Raw genomic sequence first — 26,112 nt, forward strand, 5'->3', positions numbered from 1 at the left:
GATCTTGCGCTGCAAGTCGACGCGGCGCAAGCCGCACCACCCCGTCCACCGACGGGTCGGGGCCCGCGCGCACCATCTGCGCCAGCTCGGCCCTCTGCTCAACGCTCAACAGCGGCACCGGCCCGGCCGAGCGGCGGTCCGACAGCCCCTCCAGCCCTTCGGCGTTGTAGCGGTGAACCCGGTCACGAAGCGTCTGCCGCTCCATCCCGCAGGTCTCGGCGGCGGTCCTGCGGTCCACCCCTTCCACCACCAGCGCGAGCGTCAGCATCCGCCGCGCCGCTTTCGCATCCGCCGTCTTCGCCGCCGCCGCCCGAAGATCGTGCGCCGACATGTCCGTCCGTGTGATCGCCACTGCCATCGAAACCTCCATCATTTGCTGACAGTGAATCACGGCAAAGGCCTCAAGGGAATCCCCCGGGAGTCACCAGTAAAGGCCGTTGGTATGAGGCCCTGCGCGCATCAAAACGCTTCGGCCGGACGATCTGTCGACGATGGAACGGGTATCACCGCCGAAGCCGCGTCGAAACCAGGATGCATTGCATGAAACTGCTGGGTCAGCGCCTCATGGCGCGGGACTTCGATCGTCAGGTTGCCGAGTTCCAGGTCCGTGTTGTCGTTCTCAACGGCTTCACCGCACTCGGCATACCCGTCACCGAAGCCGTGGGATGAGCCCGTCCGGGGAAAGGGGAACCTCGGCTATCAGATGATTTGTGCAACAGAACCCAATCACACCGCCGGCAAAACCCGCGACCTCTGTTCTCCCAACCCCGCGATGCCGAGCGTCACCACCTCGCCGCCCCTCAGATAACGCGGCGGGGTTTGGCCCATGCCGACGCCCGGCGGCGTGCCGGTCGAGATGACATCGCCCGGCTGCAGGCTCATGAACCGGCTGCAATAGGACACAAGATGCGGGATCTTGAAAATGAGCGTGGCGGTGGATCCGGTCTGCATCCGTTCGTCATCCACATCGAGCCACATATCGAGCGCGTCGATATCGGCGATCTCGTCAAGCGTCACCAGCCACGGCCCGGTCGGACCGAAGGTGTCGCAGCCCTTGCCCTTGTCCCATGTGCCTGCGCGCTCGATCTGGAATTCGCGTTCCGACACATCGTTGATCACGCAGAGCCCGGCGACATGGGCCATGGCATCCGCCTCGTCGATATAGGCCCCCGGCTCGCCGATGACGACGCCAAGCTCCACCTCCCAATCGGTCTTGACCGAGCCGCGGGGGATCTGGATCGGATCGTTCGGCCCGACAATGGCAGAGGTCCATTTGTTGAAGATGATCGGCTCTGCCGGGATCGGCATGCCGGCCTCGGCGGCGTGATCGGCATAGTTGAGACCGATGCAGACGAATTTGCCAATACCGCCCACGCAAGGCCCAAGCCGCAGATCCTGCTGCGGGAGGCCATCCACCAAGGGCAGCGCGTCAACATCGAGTGCCTGCAAGGCGCGCAGCCCGTCGGGCCGCAGCGTTGGCCCGGCGATGTCGGGCACGATGCCCGAGAGGTCACGCACGCGCCCGGATGTATCGAGCAGGCCGGGTTTTTCGGCACCGGATGGGCCGTAACGGAGAAGTTTCATGGGAGGTCCTTACCTTTGCGGAATGGGTGGTTTTGAGCGGTGCCTGTCACGCCGCTTGACCCGGGGTTAGGCCGGAAATCGCCTGGATCAGGTTGTCCTCGGTGACCTCGTCAGAGGTAAACGTCCGCATGATCCGGCCCGAATACATCGCCACGATGCGATCCGAGACATGCAGCACCTCGGGCATTTCCGAGCTGATGACGATCACCGCATAGCCCTGCGCCGCCAGCGCGCGGATCAGGTTGTGGATCTCGGATTTGCTGCCCACGTCGATGCCGCGCGTCGGCTCGTCCACGATCAGCACGCTGGGATGCATCGAGAGCCACTTGCCGATCACGATCTTTTGCTGGTTACCGCCCGAGAGGTTGCCCGCCGCCTGTTTCCAGCCCGCTGTGCGAATGTCGAGCTTGTCGCGATACTGATCGAAAATCGCGATTTCCGAGCCTTCGGCGATAAACGGCCCGGCCTTGAGGTCGTCGATCTGCGGCAGGGTCATGTTGTCGCGGCAATTCATGCCAAGCACCAGACCTTGCGTCTTGCGGTCCTCGGGCACCAGCGAAATGCCGCGCGCGATGGCGTCAGAGGGGGAGGCGATGCGCACCTCCTCGCCGTTGAGATGGATCGTCCCGGCGGTGGGGTCGCGCAGGCCGAAAAGCGTTTCGGCAATCTCGGTGCGGCCTGCGCCGACAAGGCCGTAGAAGCCCAGCACCTCGCCGCTGCGTAGCTCAAAACTGACATCCTGGAAAAGCTTGCCACAGGACAGCCCGCGCACCTCGAGCGCCACCTCGCCCAGATCGTGGCCATGCTCGGCGCGGCTGAGATCGAGCTTGCGCCCGATCATCATCTGCGTGACGCCCTCCTCGTCGGTCTCGGCGGTATTGACCGTGCCCTGGTACTGGCCGTCGCGCAGCACGCTGATGCGGTCGGTGATCCTGAATATCTCCTCCATCCGGTGCGAGATATAGGCGATGCCCACGCCCTGCGCCTGCAAATCGGCGATCACCTCGAAGAGCACGCTCTTTTCAGCATCGGTGAGCGAGGCCGTGGGCTCGTCAAAGATCACCGCCTTGGCATCGACGGTGAGCGCGCGGGCAATCTCGACCATCTGCTGATTGGCGATCGAGAGGTCGCCGACGCGGGCCTTGGCGTCGAACCCGACCTTGAGTTTTTCGAGGATCGTATTGGTCCGGGCGTAAAGCTTTGCCCAGTCCACCAGACCGAAGCGCTTTTTAGGCAACTCGCCAAGATAGATGTTTTCCGCCACGCTCAGTTCCTCGGCAAGGCTGAGTTCCTGATGGATAAAAACGATGCCCTTTGCCTTGGCGTCGAGCGGGCCTGCCATCACCACCGGTTGCTCATTGACGATGATGCGACCCTCATCGGGCTGATGGATGCCGCCCAACACCTTCATCAAGGTGGATTTCCCGGCACCGTTTTCGCCCATCAGGGCGTGCACTTCGCCCGGCAGGATCGTCAGCGAGACACCGTCGAGCGCGCGCACGCCGGGAAATGTCTTGACGATGTTTTCGAGCCGCAGAACGGGGGTTTGCGTGGTCATATCTTCAACGCCTCCTTGCCCTTGATGTTCAACTGCCGATCCAGCAGCAGCACCGCGATCAGGATGAGGCCGATCACCAGATTGACGGTTGAGGTATCGGCCCCGATATGCGCCAGCCCCTTGCGCAGAAGCTGGATCGCCAGCACGCCGCCGAAGGTGGAGATGATCGAGCCTGCCCCGCCGCTCAGCTTGGTGCCGCCCAGCACGACGGCGGTGATCACCCAAAGCTCGTAGAGCTCACCGTCATTGGGGTTGACCGAGCCGCTCTCGGCATAGAATACCACCGCCGACAGCGCGGCGAGAGCGCCGATGATCATGAAATTGATCATCATATGTGGCCCCACCCGGATGCCCGCATTCACCGCCGCCTCGCGGTTGTCGCCGATGGCATAGGCGTTGCGGCCATGCACGGTGCGGTTCATCAGGAACCAGATCGCGGCAGTGACCAGCAGCAGAAACCACGTCGCCGTGTGCAGCCCCAGAACCTGCGCTTCGGCGAAATCCACCAGCGTCCAGTTGAGGTGGCTGGTGGGCTGCTCGCCATTATACATGAACACCAGCCCGCGATAGCCCAGCATCGCACCCAGCGTGACGATGAAGGCATCGACCCCGGTTTTCCACACGATGAGCCCGTTGATCGCGCCCAGCACGGTCCCGGTGAGCAGCGCCAGCAGGCAGGCCACCGGAATGACCCAATCGCCAAGCCCGCCGAACATGGGCCATGTCATCGCATCGAGCAGAACGACGGCGCTGAGCGCATAGGTGGCACCTACGCTGAGGTCGATATTGCCGTTGACCATGACGATGGTCATGCCCATCGCGATGATGCCGATAGGCGCGGATTGCTTGAACAGAAGCAGCATGTTGCCCGCGTCCATGAAGGCGTTTTCGCTCAGCGACAGGAACTGCCCCGCAACGGTGAAGAAGATCAGCTCCAGCACGATGAAGCCCCAGATCGCGCCGTTTTTCAGATGAGTGCTTAGCTTGCCCGGTGTCATTGCTGTTCTCCTTCTCACGCGATGGGGGACCAGAGGCGGCCGCGCTTGGCCGCGATATCCAGCCAGACGGCGAGGATGATGATGACCCAGGTCACGACATACTGGACGTAGAACGGCAGCCCGACGAGCAGCAGCCCGTTCTGGATGAAGCCGAGGATCAGCACGCCGATCACCGTTTTGAAGATCGTGCCGGACCCGCCCATCAGCGACGCACCACCCAGGATCACGGCTGCGAGCACCTCAAGCTCCAGCCCTTGCCCCACGGTGTTTTGCGAGCCCATAGAGCGGCTGGCCTGCAACAACCCCGCCGTGGCCACGCAGAATGCCGAGACAAGGTAACAGCTAAAGACCACCCGCGCGCGCGGGATACCCGAAAACGTCGCCGCCGTGCTGTTGCCGCCCACGGCATAGATTTTGCGCCCGAAGGGCGTCTTGGCCAGCATTGTGCCAAGACCTGCGGCAAGCAGCGCAAAGATCAGGATCGGCACCGGAACGCCCAGCACCTCGCCCTGGCCAAAGACGCTGAACCATGTGCCCGCCTTGTCGGCGATATCCATGTTCTTGCCGCCCGACCAGGTCAGCGTCAGGCCATGAATGGCCGACAGCATCCCCAGCGTGACAATGAGCGAGTTGAGCTTGAGATACCCCACCAGGAACCCGATGAAGGCCCCAAGCGCGAGCGTCATCGCGAACATCAAGGGGATGGCCAGCGCCGGGCCGATCTTGTCGTGCAGGTCGAGCACGACGATGGTGGAAAACGACATCATCGAACCGACCGAGAGATCAAGATTGCCGCTGACCACCACGAAGGTCACGCCAAGCGCCATGACCCCCAGAATGGCCGAGGAGCGGATCACGCTCATGATGTTATCGGGATTGAGAAACTGCCCGTTGGCCAGCGTAAAGCCGATCATGAACAAGGCAAAGGCCACTAGGATGCCCTGTCGGGCCAGGAAGCCGCCAATCTCCTTTTTCGTGGGTGTCGCCATAATCTCCTCCGTCAGACCCGATCATCCGGCCCCCTGAACGATGCATCACGTGCCAGTGCGATCTGTTGTGCGATCCGCGCGTGGGCGGGCCCAACGGCGCGCGCGTGCCCGTCTCGTGATGGTAGCATGTCTTGCGGAATCGCGCGGGCGCGGCGTGGATACCGCGCCCGGCCAGATCGCAGGCCGGGTTTCAGAACACCGGCTTGGTGAACTCGCCCATGTTGTCCTGGGTGATCTTGGGCGTGTCGAAATAGTTGAGGGCGGGCACGTCCTTGCCGTCGAGCACGTCGATCGCGGTCTGCAACGCCGCCTCGGCGTCATCGACCGGCGACTGGTAGATCGAGCCCCAGTAATCGCCGCGCGCCATCGCCTCGTATCCCACCGCGAAATTGGTGGCCCCGACGAAGATGATACCGTCACGCCCCGCAGCACGGGCGGCATTCAACGCGCCCACGCCCATATTGTCATCGCCTGCGTAAACGCCATCGATGTCGTCATATTTGGTCAGGAACGCCTCCATGACCTTTTGCGCCTTTTCGCGGTTCCAGTCGCCCGGCTGGGTGTCGAGCACGGTCACATTTGGGCAGATCTCGGGCAGGCGATCCTCGAACCCCTTGGCCCGCTCAATCGCGGTGGTATAGCCCGGCTGGCCGGTGATATGCACCACCTGCGCCTCGTCCGCGATGCCCATGTCCTTGAACTTGTCGCACATGATCTCGGCGGCGCTTGCGCCTTGCTGGATATTGTCGGGCCCCGAGAAGGACGCGATGAAGCGCGCGCCCTGTTCGGCGATGTTGGAATTGGTCACGATCACCGGGATGCCGGCCTTCTGGGCCTTGCGCACCGCCGGGATCACCGCCTCGCCATTGGTGGGCCAGATGATGATGGCATCCACCCCCTGCTGGATCAGGTCCTCGATCTGGGCGATCTGGCGGGCCACGTCGCCACCTGCATCGAGAACCACCGCCTCGACGCCATCATCGGCCTCTGCGGCGGCGATGAACGCCTGTTCATAGGTGGTCTGATAGCTGTCAACGCCAACGTTGTTTTGCGTGATGCCGATGCGGTAGTCATCCGCCTGCACGGCACCGGCGAGCGCTGCGCTGGCGACCGACGCGGCAAGAACTCTACGAAGCTTCATCTGGGTCTCCTCCCGGATTGTTCATGTCTCTCGTGATCCCCCCTCCTCCGAAACGGGGAATCATCGTCCGGCGCACCGGACAACTGGCGCTAGGTTGCGCCCCGATGGCCAGCGGGTCATGCAGCAAATATATCCATAGAGGATATTTAATTATCCAAAATGGATATAACGGCGATATTCTGCCCGCATCAACCCGGACACCCTGACAAGGAGCGATGCGATGGCGAAACCAGATCCATCCAGATTGAAGAATTCGGCAGGGGGATCGTCCCGCTGGTCGGCAAAGGAGCCCACGACCGCGATGAATGCAATGGGTGCAAGCGCAGATAAACACATGCACGCACAGTTGGCTGCGGGCGATATGCTGCGCGTTCTGTCCTTTCTGGAGGAATGCGGCGCCGAGCTTGAAACCGCCAGTGAGTTGCATGATCCGGCGCCGGTGTTTCGCATGGCGCTGCATGCGATCAAGGGGCATCTGGAGGCGAAGGTGATGACGCCCACATCGCTCATCGCCGCCAGCAACGTGCCCTATGCCACCGCCAACCGGCGGCTGCGAGAGATGATCGAGGCCGGTCTGATTGACCAGCGCCCGCGCACGAAATCGGGCAAGAGCTTTTCCGTGCATCCCAGCGACAGGTTGCTCGAACAATGGAGCCAGATGTCGGGGCGGGTGCGTCGGCTGGCCGAGACGCATTTCAACACGACTGACCGCCTCGACGAGGCGCGCGACTACTATTTTGGCGGCTCTTACATGAGCGCGCGCCCGATCCCGCCGCTTCAGGTCTTGCCGGAACCGCTGAGACTGGCGGGGGGGATGCGCGTTCTGGTGCATGGCGATCCCACCTTCATGGTGATGGAAAACCTCAAGCGCCAGTTTGAGCAGGCGGTTGGCGTGCCGATCCATCAGCGCGCCTTTTCCATCGACCGGCTGCGCGACGAGGCGCTGCGCAACGCCGAACGCATGACAAGCCGCTATGACATTATCGCGCTCGATCTGCCGTGGATCGGCGAGTTTGTCGAGAAGGGCGTGCTGATGCCGCTTGACGAGGCCATGGACGTGGCCCGCCTCGACCCGGCGGATTTCCACACCGCAGGCTGGAAGGCCGCACATTGGGGCGGGCGGCCCTACGCCGTGCCCGCGCAGACCACGCCCGAATTGCTGTTCTATCGCCGTGATCTTTTTGCCGAGGCCGGGCTGGAGCCGCCCGCGACCACCAATCAGCTGCTCACCGCCGCGCGCCGGATGCACGACCCGCAAAGGGGCCGCTACGGCATCGGCTGGAACGCCGCGCGGGGCACCGCGCTGGGCCATACCGTGCTGATGGCGATGGCGGATTTCGGCCAGCCGGTGCTCGATCTGCCCAAAATGGCGGGCGGCTTTGACACTGACGGGCTGGCCGCGCGCGATTACCGCGTGACCATCGACACCGAGCGCGGGCTGATGGCGGCAGAATTCCTGATGGAACTGCTGCAATATTCGCCCCCCGATATCTTGTCGATGTCGTGGTATGAGCGGGTGCGCCCCTATGCGGCGGGCCGGATCGCGATGGCCTATGGCTATACGCTGCTGGCACCGTATTTCGAGCTTGACCCCTCGTCGCCCGCGCATGGGCAAACCGGCTATCTACCGCATCCGCACGGGCCGGGGGCGGCGAATGTGGCCCCGGTGGGCGGCTATGCGATGGGCATTCCGGCCAATCTTGCGCCCGAGCGGGTCGAGGCGGCGGTCGAGGCGCTGTGTGTTTTCACCAGCGCGCAGGCGCAGAAGCTCTATGTGCAGAACGGCAGCCGCACCAATCCGCGCTACTCGGTCGGGGCCGATGCCGAGGTGCGCCGCGCCTCGCCGATCTTCGAGGCGGTGGACGCCATGTCCTGGCGCGATGAGCTGCAATTCTGGCCGCGCCCGCCGGTGCCGGAAATCACCGGGATCATCCAGATCTGCGGCGAGGAATTCCACGACATGCTGCGCGGTCTGCAAAGCCCCCGCGCCGCCCTGCGCGAGGCCCAGAGCCGCGCCGAGGCGCTGATCGAGCAAGCCCGACCATCATGACATCAAGGAGGAGAGAGACATGGACCCCAACCGCCTGAAGGGCAAGAATATCCTGATCACCGGTGCCGCGCGCGGCATGGGGGCCGCCAATGCCGAGAGCTTTGCCGCGCAAGGGGCCAATGTCTGCCTTGGCGATCTCGATCAGGATGAGGCGCAAAAGGTCGCCGACCGCATCAACGCGGCAGGAAACGGGCAGGCCGTCGCCCTGCGCATGGATGTGACCAGCCGCGAGGATAATGCCCGCGCCGTCGCCGCCACGGTCGAGGCGTTCGGGTCGATCAATGTGGGCCTGTTCAACGCGGGTCTCAACAAGCCCCGGTTCTTCATGGATATCGACGAGGACAACTGGGACCTGATCATGAACGTCAACACCAAGGCGATGTGGCTGGGGATGCAGGAGGTCGCCCGCCAGATGATCGCCCAGGGTCCGATGGAGGGCCATCCCTACAAGCTGATCAACGTGGGCAGCATCGCCTCGCGCAAGCCGCTGGTCGATGTGACGGTCTATTGCACCTCGAAATATGGCTGTCTGGCGCTGACGCATTGCGGGGCCATCGGGCTTGCCGAGCACAATATCACCGTCAACGGCTATGCGCCGGGCGTGGTGGTCACACCGCTATGGGAGCAGCTCGACAAAGACCTTGTCGATATCGGCTTCAAGGAGCGCGAGGGCCAAGCCTATGACGACATCGTGCGCGACGCGCTCCAGATCAAGCGGGTCAGCTATCCCGACGACATCACCGGCACCGCGTCCTTTCTTGCCAGCGATGACAGCGACTACATGACCGGCCAGATGATCCATATCGACGGCGGCTGGTGCATCCAGTGACGCCCTCGGGCGGGGATGCCCCGCCCGGCCACCGCCTTGCCGCAACACCAACAACAGTGGGCACCCCGCCCACGCAATGGAGTATCCCATGACACGCGCCCTGATGCCCAATTTGCTCACCCCGCAGGATCTTGAACCCAACTGGGAATGGCGCGAGCGCCTGCCCGCCTGGGGCCACACCTCCGTGGATTTCGAGCGCCGGATCGACCATGACCGCCTGCGCCGCTATCGCCTCGCCCGGACCCGGCAGGCGTTGCAGGCCTCGGGCGCGGGCACGCTCCTGCTCTTTGACGTGAACAACATCCGCTATGTCAGTGCCACCAAGATCGGCGAATGGGAGCGCGACAAGATGTGCCGCTTCTGTCTGCTCACGGGCGACGATGCGCCCTATGTCTGGGATTTCGGCTCTGCCGCGATGCACCACAAGCTGCATTCGGATTGGCTGGTGCCCGATCATTGCCGTGCCGGTGTCGTGGGCATGCGCGGCACCATCCCGCCGGAATTTGGCCTGATGCGCAAATATGCCAAGGAAATCGCCGGTCTCATCCGCGACGCGGGCATGGCCGACATGCCGGTGGGCGTGGATTATGCCGAAACCGCGATGTTCCACGCGCTTCAGGAGGAAGGGATCAACGTGATCGACGGCCAGCAGATCATGCTGGCGGCGCGCGAGATCAAGAACTGGGACGAGATCCAGCTTCTCACGCAGGCCGCCGCGATGGTCGATGGCGTCTATCACATGATCTACGAGGAACTGAAACCGGGGGTGCGCGAGAACGACATCGTCGCGCTCAGCAACAAGATGCTCTACGAGATGGGCAGCGACGACGTGGAGGCGATCAACGCCATTTCCGGCGAGCGTTGCAACCCGCACCCGCACAACTTCACCGACCGGCTGTTTCGGCCCGGCGATCAGGCGTTTTTCGACATATTGCAGAGCTATCAGGGCTATCGCACCTGCTATTACCGGACCTTCAATATCGGTCGCGCGACGCCGTCGCAGAATGACGCCTATATCAAGGCGCGCGAGTGGATCGACGCCTCGATTGCCATGATCCGGCCCGGCGTGAGCACCGACAAGGTGGCCGAGGTCTGGCCCAAGGCCGAGGAATTCGGCTTTCCGTCAGAGGAGGCGGCGTTCGGCCTGCAATTCGGCCACGGCCTTGGCCTCGCGCTGCATGAACGGCCCATCATCTCGCGCGCCGTGTCGCTCGATCACCCGATGGAGATCAAGACTGGCATGGTATTCGCGCTGGAGACCTACTGCCCCGCGACCGACGGCTATTCCGCCGCGCGGATCGAGGAGGAGGTGGTGGTGACCGAAAAAGGCTGCGAGGTCATCTCGCTTTTCCCCGCCGAAGACCTGCCCATCGCGAACCGGTATTGATCATGGGCAATCCGTTCGATTTGACCGGCCGCAAGGCCCTTGTCACCGGCGGCGCGACCGGCATCGGCGAGGGCATCGCCCTCGGCCTTGCCGCCGCCGGGGCGGATGTGGCGCTGACCTATCGCAGCCATGCGCCCGAAGAGACCCTCGCCCGGATCGAGGCGCTTGGCGTCAAGGGCGCGGCGGTCAAGGTCGATTTCACCGGCATGGACCGCGCCGGGGCCGAGGAGGTCGTGCGCTTTGCCGAGGACGCGCTTGGCGGGCTGGATATCCTCGTCAACAATGCCGGGATCATCCATCGCGAGGACAGCACCGAGCTGGCGCTCGACGATTGGCGGCGCGTGCTGTCGGTCAACCTTGATTCGGTCTGGCTTCTGTCGCAGGCGGCGGGCCGACGCATGGTCGCGCAGGGCTCGGGGCGGATCATCATCGTGTCCTCGGTGCTCGGGGCCCAAGGCGGGCTGCGCGTGCCCGCCTATGCCGCCAGCAAACACGCGGTGCTCGGCCTGACCAAGGCGCTTTGCAACGAATGGGCACCGCACGGCGTCAACGTCAACAGCATCGCGCCCGGCTACACCGCGACCGATAACACGCAGGCGCTGCGCGACGATCCCGACCGCGCGCAGGCGCTCTTGGAACGCATCCCGGCGGGACGCTTCGCCGAGCCATCCGAGATTGCAGGTGCCGCCGTGTTTCTGGCGTCGGACGCCGCCAGCTATTGCCACGGCAGCGTGGTCACCGTCGATGGCGGCTGGCTCGCGCGCTGAGAAAGGAAAACAAATGGAACAGACACTTGCAGGCAAAACCGCCCTCGTCACCGCGGCGGCAAACGGCATCGGGCGCGCCAGTGCCGAGGCGCTGGCCGCGCGCGGCGCGCAGGTCATCGCCACCGATATCGACGGCGCGGGCGTCGCGGCGCTGGCAGAGGCCACGCCCAACATGACCGGCCAGCGGCTTGACGTGATGGATGGAGACGCGGTCAATGCGCTGGTCGCGTCCGTTGCTCCCGTGCACATCCTTCTGAACTGCGCCGGATGGGTGCATGACGGCACCATCCTCGATTGCGACGAGACGGTCTGGGACCGCGCCTTTGATCTGAACGCCAAGTCCATCTTCCGCATCACCAACGCGGTTCTTCCGGGGATGCTAGAGGCCGGGGGCGGCTCGATCATCAATATCGCCTCTATCGTCTCTAGTGAAAAGGGCGCGCCGCGCCGCTTTGCCTATGGCGCGTCCAAGGCCGCCATCATCGGCATGACCAAATCCATCGCAGCGGATTTCGTCAAGCAGGGCATCCGCTGCAACGCGATCTGCCCCGGCACGGTGCAAAGCCCCTCGCTCAACGACCGGCTGGAAGCGACCGGCGATTTCGACAAGGCCCTTGCCGCCTTCAAGGAGCGCCAGCCGATGGGGCGCTTGGGCCAGCCCGAGGAAATCGCGGAAATAGTGTGTTATCTGGCCGGGGACATGTCGGCGTTTACCACCGGGCAGGCCTTTGCCATAGATGGCGGGTGGTCGATCTGATGGGGTTGGACCGTGCCGCCTCGATCGACGATCTACGCCTGCGCGCCAAGGCGCGAATCCCGCGCTTTGCCTTTGATCTGGTCGATGGCGGGGCGGAGAACGAGCGTAACCTGCGCCGCAATGTCGAAGCGTTCGGGGAAGTGGAACTGACACCGCGCTATATGGTGGATGTGTCCGAGATCGACACGCAGGCGACGCTCTTTGGCCAATCCTATGACGCGCCGTTCGGTATGGCCCCCATCGGGATGCTCAACGCCTTTTGGCCGGGGGCGGACCTGACGCTGGCGCGGCTCTGCAAGCGGCGCAACATCCCCTATGTGGCAAGCTCTGCCGCCTCCACCCCGCTCGAGGCGCTGGCAGAGGCCGCCGACGGCAACGGCTGGTTTCAGCTTTATGTCTCAAGCGATGCGGAGGTGACCGAAGGCCTGATCGCGCGCGCCGAGGCGGCGGGCTATACCACGCTGATGGTCACCGCCGATGTGCCCGCAGCGGGCAAGCGCGACCGCGATATCCGCAACCAGTTGGCCGTGCCGTTTCGGTTCACGCCCGAAGTGCTGCTGCAATGCATGGCCAATCCACGTTGGGCCCTCACCAGTTTGCGCCACGGCACGCCGAACGTGGCCAATTACGCGGATCTGTTGCAAAGCGCCACCTCCTACGCGGATGTGCAAAAGACGCTGATCACACCCGCCTTCACATGGGACGGGCTGGAACGCCTGCGCGCGCGTTGGAAAGGCAAACTGTTGGTCAAGGGTATCCTGCACCCCGAGGACGCGGTCAAATGCGCCGATCTGGGCTGTGACGGTATCGTGGTCTCCAATCACGGGGGGCGGCAGGTGGCCTTTGGCCCCCCCACGATCGAAGCGCTCCCCGCAATCGTGGAAGATGTGGCCGGGCGCATGACGATCATTCTAGACAGCGGCATTCGTCGCGGCGCGGATGTCTTGCGGGCCAAGGCGCGCGGTGCGGATTTCGTTCTTGCAGGCCGGGCATTTGCCTATGGCGTCGGTGCCGGTGGCGAGGCCGGGGCTGCGCGCGCGTTTGAGATCCTGCATCTCGAATTGGTCCGCGCCTTGGGCCAACTCGGCGTGCCGTCCTTCAAAGATGTCGGATCATCGGCGCTCAGACTGGCCTTGTAGAGCCTGTTCATGCGCTGATCCGTCGGCTGGTGGCAGAGGGCTATACCGTTTTCTGCATTTCCTGGCGTAAACGCGGTGAGGCGTATCGGGCTTGTCAGAGAGGACTACCGCAAACTAAAGCGTTTCGGCGAAACCGTGAATCGGGGGATTCCCACGATGGTTGATTTCTGATTCATCCTGTTTGGGAGGATGGATCATGTCAGCACCTTTGCCGAATGCGCTTCGGGCGCGGTTTCAGCGGTCTATCGAGGATGGTTTGAGCGGTCGCGCAGCGGCCTTGCGGCTGCGGCTTTCGCCCGCCACGGCGCGAGATGGGCGCGGGCTATCCGAACGCGGGGTCATGCTGATCCCGCCGCTCAGGGCCGCCCTCGCGGGCGAGGCAAACGGGCACCGTATCAGGCCTTTTTCGAAGAGTTGGTGGCTTAGGGTGGCTCTGTTGCACAAATCGGCTGATGGCCGAGCTCCCCCTTTCCCCGGACACCCTTATCCCACGGGCTCGGTCACGGGTCTGCCGAGCGCGGTGAAGCCGTTCATGACGGCGACACGGATCTGAAGCTCGGCGACCTGGCGGTCGGGTTCTCGCGCCATGAGGCGTTGGCTCAACAGCTTCATGCAGTGCATCTTGGTTTCGGCGCGACTTCGGCGGTGGTAGCCGCTCCATTTCCGCCAGAGCGCCCGGCCGAGGTATTTCGATGCCCTAAGCGCTTCGTTTCGCGCGATCGCGCCTGCGGTGTCAGGCTTCAATGGTCCGGCATTCTTGCGTGGCGGGATGACGGCCGCGGCGCCCCGGTCGGCGATGGCGTCGTGACACTTGCGCGTATCGTTGGCCCCGTCTGCGGTGACGTTGCCGATCTCTTGATCGGGCGGGATCTGGCCGAGCAACTCCGGCAGCATGGGCGCATCGCCGATATCGCTGCTGGTGAACTCCACCGCCCGGATTTCCAGTGTTTTTTCGTCGATCCCGAGGTGAACCTTGCGCCAGGTGAGCCATTGATGCGCCATTGGTTCGAGCACAATGGCGAACGCGTTTGGGGCCACCATGCTTGCGGGCATTCCATTCCCCTTCACCCTCGACCTTGATCCCGGTGCTGTCGATCAGAAGGTGCAGCGGACCCTCCGAACCCCGATACGGGATGTTTACGGCGAGGGTCTTCTGGCGGCGTGAAAGGGTGCTGAAATCCGGCACCGACCAGCCCAGCCCACTCACCTGCAGAAGGCTTTCGACAAAGCCTGTCGTCTGCCGGAGTGCCATGCCGAACAGCACCTTCACCGTCAGGCAGATATGGATCGCAGCGTCGCTCTAGGTGGGCTGCCTGCCACGCTTGCCGGTCGGCAAGGGCTCCCATGTCATCTCGGGATCAAACCAGATCGTGAGCGAGCCTCGGCGCTTCAGCGCTGCGTTGTAGGCCCGCCAGTTCTTGATCTTATAGGTCGGGGGTGTCGGTCTGCTCATGCCATCTAGCTATCACGCTGGATTCACAACGTGAATCCCCCAAAGGCTTTGTGCAACAGAGCCGCTCGATATGGTCGCGTGAAATGAAGCAAAAGGTCTCCGGTGAAACCGGGGCGATCCATCCACCATAGCTGAGGCTTCGGGCGACCTTAATTCGCCACGCATATCTTGAGCGTCGGCCCCAGCAAAGGAGCATAGCGGCAAAGCACCCCCAAAGGAGATCACACTGTTGATTGCCAGTGAGAAATGACCCGGCATTGTCACCGAGATTTGACCCAGCCAGTTGTTATGTTCTCTGCATTATGGTGTCGTCAATATTTCCTCCTCCCTCCATTTCTTTTCCGCTGTTTCTGAGCTGGCCTTGAAGCGGTTATTTCCGGCCTCGAGGATGTGCCAGCGACGGGTGAGACGATCGAGAAGCGTGGTGGTCATTTTGGGTTGGCCGCAAAAGCGGCCAAAAATCAAGGTGCTCGCATGTCGACGGGGAGGATTTCGTCAGGCATATTCTGATAACAGACGGGTCGCAGAAACCGCCGGATCGACAAGGTGCCGACCGATGTCGCGCCATAATTGGTAGAGGCAGGGTAAGGGCCACCGTGGACCATACTGTCGCAGACTTCGACACCTGTCGGGAATCCGTTGACCAGCAACCGCCCTGCCTTGCGTTCCAGAATCGGGACCAACACGCCTGCGGCGTCAGTGTCGCCCGCGTCCATATGAATCGTGCAGGTAAGCTGACCGGCCAAAGATCGCGCGATTTGCGCCATTTCATCTTGATCTTTGACGCGCACCACCAAGCCTAACGGCCCGAAAACTTCTTCTCCAAGCGCGTGGTTGGCCAGCCAGTTTTCGCCCGTCGTTTCATAGAGATAAGGCGTTGCATTGCGCAGATCGCAAGTCGAGGTAAGTATTTCCTGCACGCCAGCGGTGCCTGCCACGCGGTCGCGCCCCTGGCGATACGCTTTGGCCATGCCATCGGTCAGCATGGTTTGCGGGCCGATTTCGGCCAATGCCGCCTTTGCTGCATCCACGAAAGCATCCGCATCCGGCCCGTTGATCACGACCGCAATGCCGGGATTGGTGCAGAACTGGCCCGCCCCCATCGTCAGCGACCCAGCCCAACCGGTGCCAAGCGCCGCACCGCGCGCCGCGATGGCCGCTGCCATCAGGAACATAGGGTTGACGGATCCAAGCTCACCAAAGAACGGGATCGGGTTCGGGCGCGCGGCGCAAAGGTCAAACAGCGCCCTTCCACCCCAAAGCGATCCGGTAAAGCCGACGGCATTTATCAGCGGATGCTGAACCAAGGCCTGACCCACGGCGCGGGTGCCGCCCTGAATGTTGGAGAAGACGCCGGGGTGAATGCCGCATTTCGCGATCGCGGCGTGGATTGCCTCTGAAACGATCTCGCCTGTTCCGGGATGGGCCGAATGGCCTTTGACCACCACCGGGCAGCCAGCGGCCAGCGCTGCCGCCGTATCCCCCCCGGCGGTCGAGAAGGCCAGTGGAAAGTTCGACGCGCCAAACACGGCGACCGGGCCGATGGGCCGTTGCACCATTTTCAGATCAGGCCGCGGAAGGGGCGCGCGATCCGGCAAGGCGGCATCGTGGCGACGATCCAGATAATCACCCTTCAGGATATGTTCCGCAAACAGCCGCAGCTGGCCGACCGTGCGCCCGCGCTCACCCTGAAGCCGCGCCTCGGGCAGGCCGGATTCGCGACTGCCGATTTCGGTGATGGCCTCGGCGCGGGCCTCAATTTCGTCCGCGATGGTGTTCAGGAACGTGGCACGGTCTGCGCGGCTGGAATAGCCATAGGACCAAAACGCATCTTCTGCCGCTTGGCAGGCGCGGTCGACATGCGCAGGCGTGCCGACCGCGAAATCATGCGCGGGGCCGCTGGCCGGTTCATTGCGGAATGTGCTGTCGCCAGAGACCCATTCGCCAGCGATAAGATGTTTGCCATGCGGCGTGAATGTGAGTGTGTCGGGCATGTTCAGTCCTTTTCTGCTCAGCGGCCTGTCTTGGCACGCCAGCTTTCATATTTTTTCAGGTTTTCGTCTTGGGTGCCGGGGTAAAGCCCGATGATACCCGCACCGTTCAGCACCTCTTCCATCACGAAATCTTCGTAGCTTTCCATGCCTGTGCATTCGTCGGCAATTTCTTCGGCAAGGTGGGCGGGAATGACCATGACACCATCCGCATCGCCGACCAGAACGTCGCCGGGAAAGACCGGGGCATCGCCGCAGGAAATTGGCACGTTGAGGTCCAGCGCCTCGTGTAATGTCAGGTTGGTCGGCGCAGAGGAACAGGCGCAATAGGCCGGCATGTCCAGCTTGCCGATGCCTTGCACGTCACGAAACCCGGCATCTGACACGACACCGGCGCAGCCACGTACCGCAAGCCGTGTCACCAGGATCGACCCGGCAGAGGCCGCGCGCGCATCCTTGCGCCCGTCCATGACCAGGACCCAGCCTTCGGGACAGGTTTCCACGGCCACACGTTGGGGATGATCGGCATTGCGAAACACCGTGATCGGGTTGCGATCCTCGCGCGCCACGATATAGCGCAAGGTGAAGGCTTGCCCGACCATATTGGCCTTGTCGTCGTTGCCGCAACGGGTGACGCCTTGGATGAACTGGCTGCGCAATCCACGCTTGTAAAGCGCGGTGGCAATTGAGGCGGTCGAGATCGCCTTGTATTTTGCGCGCGTGGTGTCTGAGAGGATGTAGTCGGTCATCATGTGGGCCTTTCAGATAAGTTGGTTATCAAGCAGGAATGTCGTCAGACGCTGTTGTTGGCTTTGCGTCAGCGGCCAAGCAGAGGGCGGGCGCGCCGGGCCGCACTCATGGCCCTGCGCCAGAAGCGCGGCCTTCACGCCGGTCACATTGGTGCCGTTAAGCTCTTCGGCGCGAATATCCTCAAAGGCGCGCATTCCGGCGATAAGCTGGTTGGCCGTGCTGTAATCACCTGCAGCAAGTGCCGCGTGAATGGCGACAGAGCGCTGCGGCCAGATATTGATAAGCCCAGATGTGAAACCGCGCGCACCAACGGCATAAAGAGCAGGGGCCCAGACCTCTGCCAGCCCGGCGACCCATGTGATGGCCGGATCACACGCAGCAATAGCATCGGCGAGCCGCATCGGGTTCGGCGTGGCCCATTTCACACCCTTTACACCGGGCAGCGCGCAGAGGTCCGAAATCGCGTTGGTGCCGATTGCATCATTGCGCAGATACAGCATGGCAGGCAGGCCGCCGCTTGCGTCGATCACGTTGCGCACGTAATCCACCGTGCCGCGCGGGCTGACAAACGGGTCAGGCGGTTGATGGATCATTAACGCAGACGCGCCAGCCTCGGCCGATGCCCGCGCCAGTGTGCAGGCATCCGGCAAGGCGCGGCCAACCCCGGCCAAAAGCGGCGCACGTCCAGCCACCATGGCGGCAACCTCCTGCACCATGGTGCAGGCTTCGTTGGTGGTGAGGGCATAGAACTCTCCGGTGTTGCCATTGACAACCGGCATATGCACGCCCGCGGCAAGCGCGCGGTCCAGAATGGGGGCAAGTTTCGCGGGTGCGATAGCGCCTGTGTCGTCATATGGCGTGACCAGAATGCCGGAAATCCCGGCAAGAGCGGCGTCAAGATCATGGCTCATCAGAAAATCTCCGGTTCGCCCGCGGCGGGGCCATGCGCACGCGTCAGGTAATCAAAATCACAGCCGGTATCAGCCTGTCCGACATGTTTCGAAAACATCCAGCCCCAGCCGCGCTGAAAACGCGGCTCCGGCGCGACCCAGGCGGCGCGACGCGCCTCCAGCTCGGCCTCGTCGACAAGCATGTCAAGCCGACGGTTGGGCAAGTCCATACGCACGATATCGCCGGTTTTCAACAACGCAAGCGGGCCACCGACAAAGCTTTCAGGGGCCACATGCAGCACGCATGCCCCATAGGATGTGCCCGACATGCGCGCGTCAGAGATGCGCAACATGTCGCGGTGCCCCTGCCTCAACAGCGCTTTCGGCATGGGCAACATGCCCCATTCGGGAAAGCCCGGCCCGCCCTGCGGCCCGGCATTGCGCAAAACCAGCACATGATCTGGCGTTACATCCAGGGTGTCATCGTCGACCGCTGCTTTCATTTCGGGATAGCTGTCAAACACCAGCGCGGGACCCTCGTGAACGTGGTATTTCGGATCGCATGCCGCAGGCTTGATGATGGCACCCGACGGGCAGAGATTGCCGCGTAACACCGCGAGCGAACCTTCCTTGTAAACGGGGTTCGACAGGGGGCGGATAACGTCGTCATTATAGACGTCTGCCGTGACGATATTGTCGCCCACAGTCTTGCCATTGACGGTCATGCAAGACAGGTCCAGCCGGTCGGAAATCTGTTTCATCATCGCCAGCAGGCCGCCGGCATAATAGAAATCTTCCATCAGATAGGCTTGGCCAGAGGGGCGGATATTGGCCAACAACGGTGTGGTGCGTCCCAATGCGTCAAGGTCGTCCAGCGTCAGATCAACGCCCGCCCGGCGCGCCATCGCCACAAGATGCACGACCGCGTTGGTGGAACAGCCGGTTGCCATGGCCACGATCGCAGCGTTGCGCACCGAAGCCTCTGTCACGATCAGGTCTGGCGTCAGATCTTGCCAGACCATATCGACAATCCGGCGCCCGCAGGCGCTTGCCATGCGGCTGTGATTGGCGTCGACCGCCGGGATGGAAGACGCTCCGGGCAGGGTAAGCCCAAGACTGTCCGCAATCGCCGTCATGGTTGAAGCGGTGCCCATTGTCATGCACACGCCATGGCTGCGGGCAATGCCGCCCTGCACGCCAAGCCATTCCTCGTCAGAGATATTTCCGGCGCGGCGCTCGTCCCAATATTTCCAGGCATCAGAGCCGGACCCAAGTATCTTGCCTGCGTAATTGCCACGCAGCATTGGGCCAGCAGGAAGGTATACGAAAGGCACCCCCGCGCTGAGCGCGCCCATGATCAAGGCGGGCGTGGTCTTGTCGCAGCCGCCCATCAGGATCACACCGTCAAACGGATGAGAGCGAATGACCTCTTCGGTCTCCATCGCAAGCATGTTGCGATAGAGCATCGACGACGGTTTGGTGAATTGCTCATCAACGGACAAGACCGGCATTTCTATCGGAAAGCCGCCCGCCTGCAAAACGCCGCGTTTCACTTCCTTCGCGCGCTCGGGGAAGTGGCCGTGGCATGAATTGATCTCAGACCAGGTGTTGAGAATGCCGATGATCGGCTTGTTGCGAAAGTCCTCTTCCGCATAGCCCAACTGCATCATGCGCGACCGGTGCCCAAAGCTGCGCAGATCGTCCGGGGCAAACCAGCGTGCGCTGCGAAGCTCCGCAGGGGATTTTGTGGCTTTATCGGTCATTCGATTTCTCCATCCTTGTTCGCATATGTTTGCGCATACATATCGTGACGTCAATCAAAATCTCTGACTTATATCCAAAAATTGGGCATTATAGAATTTTTGTTGACAGGCGTTAGGCATTTGTGATCAGAGCATGTATGCGTAAACATATCGCAACTCGAATCGCGCGTTTGGGGTCAAGGGATCGACGCAAAGCGTAAATGACCGGTCGCAGTCGCGGCCCTTCTGGGAGGAATATCATGACACTGTCTCGTAGGAATTTTCTTGCAACCACTGCCGCCGGGGCCGCTGCACTTGCCATGCCAGCCATCGCGCGCGCGCAATTGCCGCGCAATGTTCGCATGGTGATCGGCTCCACCTCTACCGGGGGGGATACCTATCAGAACTCATCCATCGTCGCCGATGCCTTGGCTGAGCAGCTTGGCATCAATATTCGCGTGGATCCTGTCGGCACCAACGAGGCCCTGATTGCCACGAACCGCGACAGCCGTGGCACCACGATCATGCTGCACCATGACCAGATTTACCTGTCGCACCTTTATGGTGTGCCCGGCATTGACGACCCGTTCGCGAATTTCAACATCGGATCGACAGTTGCCATCAATCCGGGCAACGCGTTCCTGTCGAAAAAAGGGTCGGCGCTCAACTCGATGAAAGCGATCTTTGATGCCGCCGCCGCTGGCGAGCGTGTGCGCGTGGCCATCCAGCCCGGTGGTGTATCCGAGATCGGTTTCACGGCGATGAAAAACGCAGCGCGTGTGATGAATCCGGGGTCTGAGGCGAATCTCGTCGCCGTCAACACCGGGTCGCAGGCTGACAAGAACCAATCCATGTGGGATGGTCTGTCCGATGTCATCAACGGATCGGTGCAAGCCAACGAGCAGTTCACCCAACTGCCCGCTGATGACCGCACCGCAATGGAATTCGTGTGGATTACCGCACGCGATGAAACATTGGCTCAGGCGCCAGAGGCCGGCTATGGCACCACCAATCGCGACGCGCTGATGCAATTTGCAAGCCCGAAAACAAGCGTGACGTTGGACGGCGCGCAGGATTGGGAATTCGACAAGGAATTCTTCCTGCTTTACAACAAGGAAATGGATCAGGGCCTTGCCAACGAGATCGACGCCGCTTTGGCCGCGATCTATGCTGCGGGCAACATCCAGCAAACCCAGACCAGCCGGTTCTTCATTCCGAACTATCTGGAGCAGGGTGCAGCAGCCGACCACCTGATGAACAAGCGCGCTACTGTTGCCAAGATGATCGAGCAACTGAAAGGTTAATCGTTCAATCAACACAGCCGACACAGGATTTGTCGGCTGTGTTCTTGTCACAAATGCCCTTGGGGAGGATGGCATGGACGGCTTTACTCAGGTTACGATAGATTTTCAGACGTCGCATCTGATCTTCCCGACTGTGGTCGGGGGGATACTTGCCTTGCTGGGTCTGACAATCGCAGTGACGCGCTGGCAATCCCTTGTCGGTGCGGGCCCATATTGGGGGCGCATCCTGCTCGACTTGGACAAGGTCCGGTTTTTGGGCGCCCTTGCGCTGACCGTGGTGTATTTTTCGGCCATGGTGCCGGTCGGAGATATCTGGCCAAACACCGGGATCGGATTTCTAAGCTGTTCCATCCCTTTCCTTGCGCTTTCGGGTCTGCTGTTCATGCATGAGCGCCGCAGATCATCGTTGCTTATCCTGATGGCCGTCTCGATCGCCGCCCCGACATTTGTTTGGTGGCTGTTCGGGCAGGTTTTTTTCCTGACACTTCCCTAGATAGCTGGTGCCCGAAATGGAAATTCTTGCTCTGATCACCCCCTTGTTTGTCACGCTTGTCGTCGCGGGCACCATTCTTGGCATAATATTCGGCGCCATTCCCGGCCTGACGGCGACAATGGCCGTGGCTGTCTGCCTGCCGTTGACCTTCCCGCTGGGGCTGGAAAACAGTCTTGCGCTATTGCTGGGGCTTTATGTGGGGGGCATTTCCGGCGGGTTGGTGCCTGCGGTCCTGCTGGGTATTCCGGGCACGCCATCCTCCATCACCACAACGCTAGACGGCTATCCCATGGCGCGGCGCGGTGAGGGGGAAAAGGCGTTACGGATCGGGATTGTCTCCTCTTTGGTGGGCGGGCTGGTGTCGCTGACCGCGCTTTATTTTCTGACACCATTCCTTGCCGCTTTCGCGATTCAGTTTTCCTATGTCGAAAAATTCCTTGTCATCCTGTTCGCCTTGACCGTGATGGGGGCCTTGTCGCGCGATATGCTGCTGGGCATTTTTTCAGGGTTTCTGGGGATATTCATCAGCCTGATCGGCGTTTACAGCGTCGATAAGGGCGGCAACGGTCAAATCCGGCTGGTGCCAGAAGATTTTCAAAGCCTGTTCTATAGCGGTTTTTCGTTGTTACCGGTGCTGATTGGTCTGTTCGGGCTGGCCGCTGTTCTTGAAGAAGCTGCAATCGGCGTGCCGCGCGGCCAGTCGATGGAAGATCTGAAAAAGTCCAAAAGCCGGTTCGATTGGTCGATCTTCAAAGGACAAGGTGTGAATTTGTTGCGCTCCGGGTCGATTGGCACCTTTGTAGGTATTTTGCCGGGTGTCGGCGGCTCTGCCGCATCCATTCTGTCCTATACCGCCGCCAAGACCACCTCGGGGGACCCCGACAGCTTTGGCAAGGGGAATCCGACCGGTGTCATCGCGTCCGAGGCCGGCAATAACGGGCTGACCGGGGGCGCGCTGGTGCCGCTTTTGTCGCTGGGTATACCCGGCGATTCCACGACCGCGCTTCTGATCGGGGCGTTCGCGCTGCAGGGCATTCAGGTCGGGCCGCTTTTCATTGCGCAGAATGGTGACACATGGAACGCGATGATTATTGCTATGCTGCTTGCGAATGTGGCCATGTTCATTGTCATGTTCTTTGCAATCCGCTGGTTCGCCCTTGCGGTGACGATCCCTAAACACCTGCTATACCCGGTCATCCTGATGATGTGTGTCATCGGGGCCTACACCATCAACTACGGGATCATGTTTGATGTCTGGACACTGCTGATCTTCGGGATATTTGGCTGGCTGGCGACCAAGTTGAGACTTGAAATAGCCCCCTTCATCATCGGCTTCATCCTTGGCCCTTCGGCAGAGCTTTACTTTGTCAAAAGCCTTGAGTCCTTTGGAGATGTCTCGATCTTTTTCACGAAAAGCTGGATTGCTGCGGTCTTGTGGGTCCTGATCGCGGGGTCTGTCGCGGTATCGGTGATGATGTCGCGCAAACGCAAAGACCCACTTGCAGTTTCAAGGTGATTTGGCGGACAGTGGGGGCATGAACAAATCCGCCCAACAACGACCAAACAGCGGCCGTCCCCAACGCGCGTCACGTGGTGTGACCATGGCAGAGGTTGGCCGCATCGCGGGGGTCACTCAGGTCACGGTGTCGCGTGCGCTGTCAGACCCGTCGAAAGTGTCCGCTGAAACGCTTGCCCGTATCCACCGTGCGATAGAGGCGACCGGCTTTGTGCCAAATGCGCTGGCGGGGTCGCTGGCGTCTCAGAAAAGCATGCTGGTGTCGGCCATCGTGCCGTCGATGACGAATATCATCTACACGTCCGTCATCAAGGAATTCGCAAGCGCGATGCGTGATAGCGGCTATGAGGTGCTTTTGTCCGAATGCGGCTTTGCCCCGCAAGATGAAGAAGCCATGATCGCGCGCCATTTGTCGCGCCGCCCCGATGCGATCTTGCTGACCGGTATCAACCACACGTCCCAGGCGCGCCGCATGCTGTTGGCAGCCGGTGTGCCAGTGCTGGAAATCTGGGATCTCACGCCCAGTCCGATAGACATCTGTGTTGGGTTCTCTCATCAGGATGCGGGGCGCGCCGTGGCAGAGTTCTGCATCGATGCAGGATATAAAGCGCCAGCCTGCGTGACCGCCAGCGACGAGCGTGCGCTGCGCCGTCACACAGTTTTTGCGGCGGCTGTTGAAAGCAGGCTCAAGGTGAATGTGCCGGTGATCACGTTGCAAGAACAGGCAAGCATTGCCGGGGGGCGCGCCGGTTTGCGGGACTTGTTGGATCAGCCAAGCAGCAAGCCAGACCTTGTTTTTTGTAGCTCTGACCTGCTGGCGCAGGGCGTTCAACTGGAAGCACAGGTTCGTGGTTTGACTGTTCCCCAAGATCTGGCAGTCATCGGCTTCGGGGACCAGGATTTTGCCAAAGACCTTGTGCCGCCGTTAACCTCTGTTCAGGTGGACCGGGCAGAGATGGGCAAAAGGGCTGCGCAAGAATTGCTCTTGCGGTTTGGGCAAAGGGACATGCAAAGCCATGCCGTGGATGTCGGCTTCAAGATCGTGCGCCGGCAATCCGCCTGATCTTGCACCTGCCTGAGGCCCCAGCGGGACAACGCAGAATGGCATGCTGCAAGATCGACCACGCTTCGAAAAAATGATATCCGCGCTGGCAAGAGGTGGTTCCGGGAATCTGAACAGCCGGGATAGGTGGATTTTCCGCGCAACAGCGGCATGATGCTGCAAGTGAGGAGAAGACCATGGCAAGACGACCGCGCCGGAATCATAGCCCGGCATTCAAGGCGAAAGTGGCGGTAGCCGCGATCAAGGGCGAGAAGACCTTGATCGAGTTCGCTCAGGGTTTCGACGTTCATCCGAACGAGATCAAGCAATGGCGTGACCAGTTGCTTGAGGGTGCGACGGGGGTGTTAGGCGAAGCTACGAAGTCAAAGCCGGAACCGGTGATCGACGTGAAGACCCTGCATGCGAAGATCGGAGATCTGACGCTGGAGAATGATTTTTTGTCCGGCGCGCTTGGGCCGAGGCGGGTCTGTTGGCGAGCGCAAAAAGATGATCAATCCCACCGCCAAGCTGAGCGTCAGCCGACAGGCCCGCGTGTTGGGGATCAGCCGGGGCAGCGTCTACTACAAGCCCCGTCCGGCGTCGGATGCCGATCTGAAGCTGATGCACCGGATCGACACGCTGCACATGGACTTCCCGTTTGCGGGCAGCCGGATGCTGCAGGGGCTGCTGGTCCAGGAAAGCTTCAAGGTGGGTCGTTTGCATGTCGCAACGCTGATGAAACGCATGGGGATAGAGGCGCTTTATCGCAAGCCGAATACCTCGAAGCCAGCGCCAGGGCACAAGATCTACCCGTATCTGCTGCGCAAGCTGCCGATCACCCGGCCCAATCAGGTCTGGGCGATGGACATCACGTTCGTCGGGAAAACAGTGCCCCACACTGTTTTCTTATCCTCCCCACTCCCGATGGCGCGCGGGTTCATCTATCCGGCCGCCGTGCTGGACTGGTTCACACGCCGCGTCCTCGCATGGCGGGTATCGATCACGCTGGAGGCCGACGTCTGCATCGAAGCGGTGGAGGAGGCGCTGGCACGTCATGGCTCGCCCGAGATCTTCAACACGGATCAGGGAGGCCAGTTCACCTCGACCGAGTTCATCAAAGTGATGGCCGCTCGCGAGATCAAGATCAGCATGGATGGCAAAGGCGCATGGCGCGACAACGTCTTCGTCGAGCGCCTCTGGCGAACCATCAAATACGAGAAAGTCTATCTGCGGGCCTATACCAGCGTCTCGGAAGCCCGCGCCGGGATTGGCCGATATCTGGGCTTCTACAACAGCCGTCGCCCGCATTCATCGCTTGACGGGAATACCCCCGATCAGGCCGACTTCAATCAGCCAATACCCGAGGCGGTAGCGGCGTAACAGAGGCGGAAATCCACTTGGAAAACGTCCGGAACCTGTTCATATCAACCGAACCATTTCTGTCGGCGCAGAAGGAATGGCGCAAACTCGACGGCCAGAACCGCCTGCCCGAGATCATCCAAGGGGTTGAGTTCCGCGACGGGAGCCGCCAACTTGAAACCGCCGCCTGATCAAGTATCACCAACTTTTGCCCATATCTCCACCCGGATCGCCCAGACATGCTTTGGCAGCAGGGGGCGCTTTTGCCCCACGAGGCGGCCCTTGTTCCAAGCCGAGCGGCACGCCCGGATGGCGGGAAGGTTGATAGAAGTCATGGCAGATCCTCCAATCCGACCCACGCCACTACGACACC

The 26,112-nt window shown here is 61.6% G+C and carries 23 protein-coding genes and 3 pseudogenes; 13 read left to right on the forward strand and 13 right to left on the reverse strand.

Annotated elements, in window-relative coordinates; all coding sequences use genetic code 11:
* On the reverse strand, positions 1–358 hold a 358-nt coding region (locus ABIE58_RS14480), incomplete at its 3' end, for a helix-turn-helix domain-containing protein (RefSeq protein WP_354545425.1).
* An 86-nt stretch (positions 359–444) separates the two neighbouring features.
* On the opposite strand from ABIE58_RS14480, the pseudogene ABIE58_RS14485 reads away from it, so the two are divergent.
* Positions 445–669: pseudogene (locus tag ABIE58_RS14485) on the forward strand (IS5/IS1182 family transposase); the annotation flags it as partial.
* 57 nt (positions 670–726) lie between these two features.
* Here ABIE58_RS14485 and ABIE58_RS14490 read toward each other — a convergent pair.
* From ABIE58_RS14490 to ABIE58_RS14510, 5 genes are all read right to left on the reverse strand, one after another.
* Positions 727–1,584 carry a fumarylacetoacetate hydrolase family protein gene (locus ABIE58_RS14490; RefSeq protein WP_354545426.1) on the reverse strand — a complete coding sequence of 286 codons (858 nt, stop codon included), beginning with the start codon at positions 1,582–1,584 and terminating at the stop codon, positions 727–729.
* A 46-nt stretch (positions 1,585–1,630) separates the two neighbouring features.
* Positions 1,631–3,142 carry a sugar ABC transporter ATP-binding protein gene (locus tag ABIE58_RS14495; RefSeq protein WP_354545427.1) on the reverse strand — a complete coding sequence of 504 codons (1,512 nt, stop codon included), beginning with the start codon at positions 3,140–3,142 and terminating at the stop codon, positions 1,631–1,633.
* A complete protein-coding gene (locus tag ABIE58_RS14500; RefSeq protein WP_354545428.1) occupies positions 3,139–4,140 on the reverse strand; it encodes an ABC transporter permease in 1,002 nt (333 codons plus the stop codon). The genes ABIE58_RS14495 and ABIE58_RS14500 overlap by 4 nt, the downstream gene beginning before the upstream one ends.
* A gap of 14 nt (positions 4,141–4,154) precedes the next feature.
* Positions 4,155–5,129 carry an ABC transporter permease gene (locus tag ABIE58_RS14505; protein ID WP_354545429.1) on the reverse strand — a complete coding sequence of 325 codons (975 nt, stop codon included), beginning with the start codon at positions 5,127–5,129 and terminating at the stop codon, positions 4,155–4,157.
* Positions 5,130–5,319: 190 nt separating this feature from the next.
* Entirely contained in the window at positions 5,320–6,270 is a 951-nt protein-coding gene (locus ABIE58_RS14510) for a sugar ABC transporter substrate-binding protein (RefSeq protein WP_354545430.1), read from the reverse strand.
* Between the two features lie 334 nt (positions 6,271–6,604).
* Between ABIE58_RS14510 and ABIE58_RS14515 the strand changes: the two genes are divergently transcribed.
* The 6 genes from ABIE58_RS14515 to ABIE58_RS14540 all read left to right on the forward strand — a co-directional run bounded on the left by ABIE58_RS14515 (position 6,605) and on the right by ABIE58_RS14540 (position 13,199).
* Positions 6,605–8,320 carry an extracellular solute-binding protein gene (locus ABIE58_RS14515; RefSeq protein WP_354545431.1) on the forward strand — a complete coding sequence of 572 codons (1,716 nt, stop codon included), beginning with the start codon at positions 6,605–6,607 and terminating at the stop codon, positions 8,318–8,320.
* Between the two features lie 19 nt (positions 8,321–8,339).
* Positions 8,340–9,149 carry an SDR family NAD(P)-dependent oxidoreductase gene (locus ABIE58_RS14520; protein WP_354545432.1) on the forward strand — a complete coding sequence of 270 codons (810 nt, stop codon included), beginning with the start codon at positions 8,340–8,342 and terminating at the stop codon, positions 9,147–9,149.
* Positions 9,150–9,237: 88 nt separating this feature from the next.
* Positions 9,238–10,536, forward strand: coding sequence for a M24 family metallopeptidase (locus ABIE58_RS14525; protein WP_354545433.1), 1,299 nt, complete (start codon positions 9,238–9,240; stop codon positions 10,534–10,536).
* A 2-nt stretch (positions 10,537–10,538) separates the two neighbouring features.
* Entirely contained in the window at positions 10,539–11,303 is a 765-nt protein-coding gene (locus ABIE58_RS14530) for an SDR family oxidoreductase (RefSeq protein ID WP_354545434.1), read from the forward strand.
* A gap of 13 nt (positions 11,304–11,316) precedes the next feature.
* Positions 11,317–12,060 carry an SDR family oxidoreductase gene (locus ABIE58_RS14535; protein ID WP_354545435.1) on the forward strand — a complete coding sequence of 248 codons (744 nt, stop codon included), beginning with the start codon at positions 11,317–11,319 and terminating at the stop codon, positions 12,058–12,060.
* The gene (locus ABIE58_RS14540; RefSeq protein ID WP_354545436.1) at positions 12,048–13,199 is read left to right on the forward strand and encodes an alpha-hydroxy acid oxidase; all 1,152 of its coding nucleotides are present in this window, start codon (positions 12,048–12,050) and stop codon (positions 13,197–13,199) included. The genes ABIE58_RS14535 and ABIE58_RS14540 overlap by 13 nt, the downstream gene beginning before the upstream one ends.
* A gap of 483 nt (positions 13,200–13,682) precedes the next feature.
* Here the strand turns inward: ABIE58_RS14540 and ABIE58_RS14545 are convergent.
* The 6 genes and pseudogenes from ABIE58_RS14545 to araD all read right to left on the reverse strand — a co-directional run bounded on the left by ABIE58_RS14545 (position 13,683) and on the right by araD (position 20,046).
* A pseudogene (locus tag ABIE58_RS14545) lies at positions 13,683–14,652 on the reverse strand (IS5 family transposase).
* 300 nt (positions 14,653–14,952) lie between these two features.
* Positions 14,953–15,096, reverse strand: a pseudogene (locus tag ABIE58_RS14550) (ATP-binding protein); the annotation flags it as partial.
* Positions 15,097–15,113: 17 nt separating this feature from the next.
* Positions 15,114–16,646, reverse strand: a complete 1,533-nt coding sequence (locus ABIE58_RS14555; RefSeq protein WP_354545437.1) for an aldehyde dehydrogenase (NADP(+)) — start codon at positions 16,644–16,646, stop codon at positions 15,114–15,116.
* Between the two features lie 17 nt (positions 16,647–16,663).
* On the reverse strand, positions 16,664–17,392 hold the full coding sequence (locus ABIE58_RS14560; RefSeq protein ID WP_354545438.1) for a ribonuclease activity regulator RraA: 729 nt from the start codon (positions 17,390–17,392) through the stop codon (positions 16,664–16,666).
* A 12-nt stretch (positions 17,393–17,404) separates the two neighbouring features.
* Positions 17,405–18,304 (reverse strand): dihydrodipicolinate synthase family protein, encoded by a 900-nt coding sequence (locus ABIE58_RS14565; RefSeq protein WP_354545439.1) that lies wholly within the window; start codon positions 18,302–18,304, stop codon positions 17,405–17,407.
* Complete coding sequence (gene araD / locus ABIE58_RS14570) at positions 18,304–20,046, reverse strand: L-arabinonate dehydratase (protein ID WP_354545440.1); 1,743 nt, start codon at positions 20,044–20,046, stop codon at positions 18,304–18,306. Before araD ends, ABIE58_RS14565 begins: the two co-directional genes overlap by 1 nt.
* Positions 20,047–20,285: 239 nt before the next feature.
* On the opposite strand from araD, the gene ABIE58_RS14575 reads away from it, so the two are divergent.
* The 6 genes from ABIE58_RS14575 (at position 20,286) to ABIE58_RS14600 (ending at position 25,930) form a co-directional block, all read left to right on the forward strand.
* Positions 20,286–21,329: a twin-arginine translocation signal domain-containing protein gene (locus tag ABIE58_RS14575; protein ID WP_354545441.1), complete on the forward strand. Its 1,044-nt coding sequence runs from the start codon at positions 20,286–20,288 to the stop codon at positions 21,327–21,329.
* 73 nt (positions 21,330–21,402) lie between these two features.
* Positions 21,403–21,822 carry a tripartite tricarboxylate transporter TctB family protein gene (locus ABIE58_RS14580; protein ID WP_354545442.1) on the forward strand — a complete coding sequence of 140 codons (420 nt, stop codon included), beginning with the start codon at positions 21,403–21,405 and terminating at the stop codon, positions 21,820–21,822.
* Positions 21,823–21,838: 16 nt separating this feature from the next.
* Positions 21,839–23,338 (forward strand): tripartite tricarboxylate transporter permease, encoded by a 1,500-nt coding sequence (locus ABIE58_RS14585; RefSeq protein ID WP_354545443.1) that lies wholly within the window; start codon positions 21,839–21,841, stop codon positions 23,336–23,338.
* Between the two features lie 19 nt (positions 23,339–23,357).
* The gene (locus tag ABIE58_RS14590) at positions 23,358–24,401 is read left to right on the forward strand and encodes a LacI family DNA-binding transcriptional regulator (protein ID WP_354545444.1); all 1,044 of its coding nucleotides are present in this window, start codon (positions 23,358–23,360) and stop codon (positions 24,399–24,401) included.
* 176 nt (positions 24,402–24,577) lie between these two features.
* Positions 24,578–25,760, forward strand: a protein-coding gene (locus ABIE58_RS14595; RefSeq protein WP_502950106.1) for an IS3 family transposase whose coding sequence is annotated in 2 segments (ribosomal slippage) — positions 24,578–24,841 and positions 24,843–25,760 — 1,182 coding nt in all. Because the reading frame shifts where the segments join, the coding sequence is not laid out codon by codon here.
* A gap of 17 nt (positions 25,761–25,777) precedes the next feature.
* Positions 25,778–25,930: a hypothetical protein gene (locus ABIE58_RS14600; RefSeq protein WP_354545446.1), complete on the forward strand. Its 153-nt coding sequence runs from the start codon at positions 25,778–25,780 to the stop codon at positions 25,928–25,930.
* Here the strand turns inward: ABIE58_RS14600 and ABIE58_RS14605 are convergent, their stop codons facing one another.
* On the reverse strand, positions 25,931–26,074 hold the full coding sequence (locus ABIE58_RS14605; RefSeq protein WP_502950107.1) for a hypothetical protein: 144 nt from the start codon (positions 26,072–26,074) through the stop codon (positions 25,931–25,933).
* Positions 26,075–26,112 lie beyond the last annotated feature (38 nt).

It is taken from the genome of Roseovarius sp. MBR-78 (genome assembly GCF_040547535.1).
In the GTDB taxonomy this organism is placed as follows: domain Bacteria; phylum Pseudomonadota; class Alphaproteobacteria; order Rhodobacterales; family Rhodobacteraceae; genus Roseovarius.

Excerpts from the sequence above, each read along its gene's own strand:
- ABIE58_RS14520 (WP_354545432.1), top strand. The coding sequence starts at position 8,340 with ATGGACCCCAACCGCCTGAAGGGCAAGAATATCCTGATCACCGGTGCC.
- ABIE58_RS14510 (WP_354545430.1), bottom strand. The coding sequence starts at position 6,270 with ATGAAGCTTCGTAGAGTTCTTGCCGCGTCGGTCGCCAGCGCAGCGCTC.
- ABIE58_RS14490 (WP_354545426.1), bottom strand. The coding sequence starts at position 1,584 with ATGAAACTTCTCCGTTACGGCCCATCCGGTGCCGAAAAACCCGGCCTG.
- ABIE58_RS14495 (WP_354545427.1), bottom strand. The coding sequence starts at position 3,142 with ATGACCACGCAAACCCCCGTTCTGCGGCTCGAAAACATCGTCAAGACA.
- ABIE58_RS14535 (WP_354545435.1), top strand. The coding sequence starts at position 11,317 with ATGGAACAGACACTTGCAGGCAAAACCGCCCTCGTCACCGCGGCGGCA.
- ABIE58_RS14565 (WP_354545439.1), bottom strand. The coding sequence starts at position 18,304 with ATGAGCCATGATCTTGACGCCGCTCTTGCCGGGATTTCCGGCATTCTG.
- ABIE58_RS14505 (WP_354545429.1), bottom strand. The coding sequence starts at position 5,129 with ATGGCGACACCCACGAAAAAGGAGATTGGCGGCTTCCTGGCCCGACAG.
- ABIE58_RS14590 (WP_354545444.1), top strand. The coding sequence starts at position 23,358 with ATGAACAAATCCGCCCAACAACGACCAAACAGCGGCCGTCCCCAACGC.
- araD (WP_354545440.1), bottom strand. The coding sequence starts at position 20,046 with ATGACCGATAAAGCCACAAAATCCCCTGCGGAGCTTCGCAGCGCACGC.
- ABIE58_RS14500 (WP_354545428.1), bottom strand. The coding sequence starts at position 4,140 with ATGACACCGGGCAAGCTAAGCACTCATCTGAAAAACGGCGCGATCTGG.
- ABIE58_RS14605 (WP_502950107.1), bottom strand. The coding sequence starts at position 26,074 with ATGACTTCTATCAACCTTCCCGCCATCCGGGCGTGCCGCTCGGCTTGG.
- ABIE58_RS14555 (WP_354545437.1), bottom strand. The coding sequence starts at position 16,646 with ATGCCCGACACACTCACATTCACGCCGCATGGCAAACATCTTATCGCT.
- ABIE58_RS14585 (WP_354545443.1), top strand. The coding sequence starts at position 21,839 with ATGGAAATTCTTGCTCTGATCACCCCCTTGTTTGTCACGCTTGTCGTC.
- ABIE58_RS14515 (WP_354545431.1), top strand. The coding sequence starts at position 6,605 with ATGCACGCACAGTTGGCTGCGGGCGATATGCTGCGCGTTCTGTCCTTT.
- ABIE58_RS14525 (WP_354545433.1), top strand. The coding sequence starts at position 9,238 with ATGACACGCGCCCTGATGCCCAATTTGCTCACCCCGCAGGATCTTGAA.
- ABIE58_RS14530 (WP_354545434.1), top strand. The coding sequence starts at position 10,539 with ATGGGCAATCCGTTCGATTTGACCGGCCGCAAGGCCCTTGTCACCGGC.
- ABIE58_RS14580 (WP_354545442.1), top strand. The coding sequence starts at position 21,403 with ATGGACGGCTTTACTCAGGTTACGATAGATTTTCAGACGTCGCATCTG.
- ABIE58_RS14560 (WP_354545438.1), bottom strand. The coding sequence starts at position 17,392 with ATGACCGACTACATCCTCTCAGACACCACGCGCGCAAAATACAAGGCG.
- ABIE58_RS14575 (WP_354545441.1), top strand. The coding sequence starts at position 20,286 with ATGACACTGTCTCGTAGGAATTTTCTTGCAACCACTGCCGCCGGGGCC.